Origin of the sequence: Segatella copri (assembly GCF_009494835.1) — a bacterium.
Classification (GTDB): Bacteria; Bacteroidota; Bacteroidia; order Bacteroidales; family Bacteroidaceae; genus Prevotella; species Prevotella copri_F.
In genome coordinates, this window is sequence record NZ_VZBE01000028.1 from 1 (window position 1) to 2,722 (window position 2,722).

The 2,722-nt window shown below is 37.6% G+C and carries 2 protein-coding genes and 1 pseudogene; 1 reads left to right on the forward strand and 2 read right to left on the reverse strand.

The features are described 5' to 3' along the window. Positions 1–30: 30 nt before the first annotated feature. Together F7D47_RS05145 and F7D47_RS05150 are read right to left on the reverse strand one after the other, a co-directional pair. Positions 31–1,140 carry a transposase gene (locus F7D47_RS05145; protein WP_437181895.1) on the reverse strand — a complete coding sequence of 370 codons (1,110 nt, stop codon included), beginning with the start codon at positions 1,138–1,140 and terminating at the stop codon, positions 31–33. Positions 1,141–1,376: 236 nt separating this feature from the next. Beyond that, positions 1,377–2,339 (reverse strand): CfxA family broad-spectrum class A beta-lactamase, encoded by a 963-nt coding sequence (locus F7D47_RS05150; RefSeq protein ID WP_118201919.1) that lies wholly within the window; start codon positions 2,337–2,339, stop codon positions 1,377–1,379. A 140-nt stretch (positions 2,340–2,479) separates the two neighbouring features. On the opposite strand from F7D47_RS05150, the pseudogene F7D47_RS05155 reads away from it, so the two are divergent. Next, positions 2,480–2,722, forward strand: a pseudogene (locus F7D47_RS05155) (IS1380 family transposase); the annotation flags it as partial.

Sequence of the window (2,722 nt, forward strand, 5' to 3'; positions counted from 1 at the left end):
ACAATAGTTCGTTAATAATTCAATAATGTGCTAAGCAGCTATACGCTGTAAGCACGAGAGATCTTTGAAAATCTTGCTAATTAAAGTTCGGTTCGGGGTGTACCCGCTTGCTTTAAAAATTCGTTTCACCAGATAAATGTTGGTCATCAGTGACTTGAATGAAGACATAGAATATTCCATTCCCATCTCCTTCATAGTTACCTTGGCAACATTTAGTGATGTGAACGAAGCATTGAAAGCAAAATCGAGTTTCCACTTATCGCGAGCCTGGCAGTCCATAAGACCAGTATAGCCTTTGGCGTCACGAAAGCAAAATTCGATCTGAAACCTGGTTCTATAATAAAGAAGTACCTCTTCACCCGAAAGTGAGGTGTCTGTAGAGAAGAATAGTTTCTTCTTGCCATTCGGCATCTGCCAGATGACAAGTCTAACTTTACACTTGAGTGCCTTGGAATAGGCAATCAAAGTATAAGCTGTTCCTTCTATATCTTTCATCTCCATCTTCTCCATTCGAGTGAGGTCAAGATTCTTCATATCAATCTTGCCATCCTTGGTCTTGGGGCGATCACGTTTTCCAGTACGTGGACCAGTATAGACATAAAAGAGACAAGCATTGTCACGAAAGCGGCTTATCAAAGAGAAACCTTCTTTCTTTATCCCATTAACAAATGTACTTGTAGAGAAGTAAGCATCTGCAACTATGAGGGTTGAGAGTTTAAGAAGTTCCTTGCGGTAACGCTTAATGACGCTGATATAGAAATCTACCATAGTCTTGTTTCTAAGACTCAGTTCTTTATTATTTAGCGACTGGTGGGCTCTTAACATCATGCAGTCTTTGGTATCAATATCAATGAGTCCAATACCCATGATTTCGAGACCATGTTTAACAGACTGAGCACATCCTGACCAAAAACGACCGATATGTGGTGTTTTCTTGCCAGCTTTACTGATGTAGCTGGGATCAATGGCAATAGCCCATCTTCCCTGTTTACCCAAGAAGCGCTTGGCAAGTGAGACATTAAGTTTGAGCCAATCAATGCACTTCGACTTTTTCAAGCCGAATGCGTTGCGATAGGTTTGCTCAACATGCAAGCCATACCTCCCCATTTGGGTGAAATTTATCTTTCTTGGTATTACCATGAACAAAATTATCACCTCGATGAGTATTTTCTCGAAACTTTTTGTTATCTTTGCAGCTGAATCTTCAACTGCATCTTTAAAGATATCCATATATTGGTCAAGTCCTGTATTCATGTAATATTGTATTTGTCGTGATCTACAAAGTTACTGAAAATCAGCGACTTGACCAACTTTTTACAGTTAAGTTTTCATAAGCACTTCTTAATATAAGTTATTGATTTACAGACGATTAAATATTAATTTAACGCAGTATTGATTAATAAAGAATATACTACCGCTGATATATGCGCAACAAATTGTGACGCTTGTGATTCATTTCCCTTGAAATCCTTAACAAATACAGCTAAGGTATAGCAGACCTTATTAGGCAGACATATATAGGCTACATCATTCTGAGCTGCAAGAATACCATTTTCATTGACATTACCAGAACCTGTCTTATGTGCTATTACAACCCCTTCTTTATCAAGAAGTGGAGCTACTATCCTATCTATACCTGTTTTACATTCTTTCAATGCATTCTTAATGAAATCTTGTTTCTCATTACTGATAAGACTTTCTGTAAACAAACGATTCATCAACATTGCAGCACCAAGAGGAGATGTGTAATTAGAGTAAGCTTTGTCATGGTCAGCGGACATTTCCTCTTCTGTATAAGCTATCTGAAAACTCGAATGTGGTATGAGTTTCGCTATAAAACTGTCTGTTTGTGCAGTATTGAGCATATTCTTAAACATGATATTGCTTGCATTATTGTCGCTCTGGGAAAGAGTATAGCGCAACAGATCTCTTACTGTCAACGATATAACTGGTGCTGAATAATCTTTCATCATAGGGCTCCATGTCTTTGGATCAAGTTTTTCCCTATTTATCTTTACCAAGGTATCAAGGGAAAGGCCTTTTTTGTCAAAATCATTGCAAAGAGCTAATGCCTGATGAACCTTAAATACACTCATCATAGGATAAATGCTTTTATTATTAACACTAACCGTATCTGTGTTATTAATAATAACCGCCACACCAATTTCACCAGGACAAGCCGAGACAATCTGAGAAATGCTATCAGTCAAAACATCTGTTAATGGAGGATTCGCGCTACCTTTTGTAGCTGATTTATGGGACAATGAGAACACCAAGATGAAGATGCAAACTAAAGCTATACACAAAACTACGATTTGCTTTTTTCTGTTTTTTTTCATGTTCCTTAATTCCGCAACACTATAGTTTAACATTATTTATAAGTGCCTGAGCAACAAAAAGTTACCCAGGATTTTGCCATGTCAGAATTTTCACTTACCTTAGTGTTGCGAAAAGAAGACAAGCAAAACTCTAATATGACATGGCAAAGATACAAATTAAATCTGAGAAACTCACTCCTTTTGGGGGATTTTTTTCGATTATGGAGCAATTTGATGCTCTTTTAGCTCAAACCATAGATTCCACCTTGGGATTGAGATGCACTATGTTTGGTTATCAATATAGCGAGATTCTACGCTCTCTGATGTGCGTATATCTTTGTGGTGGCTCATGTATTGAGGATGTTACAACTCACCTGATGAAACATTTGTCTCTTCATCCAACT

Excerpts from the sequence above, each read along its gene's own strand:
- F7D47_RS05150 (WP_118201919.1), bottom strand. The coding sequence starts at position 2,339 with ATGAAAAAAAACAGAAAAAAGCAAATCGTAGTTTTGTGTATAGCTTTA.
- F7D47_RS05145 (WP_437181895.1), bottom strand. The coding sequence starts at position 1,140 with ATGGTAATACCAAGAAAGATAAATTTCACCCAAATGGGGAGGTATGGC.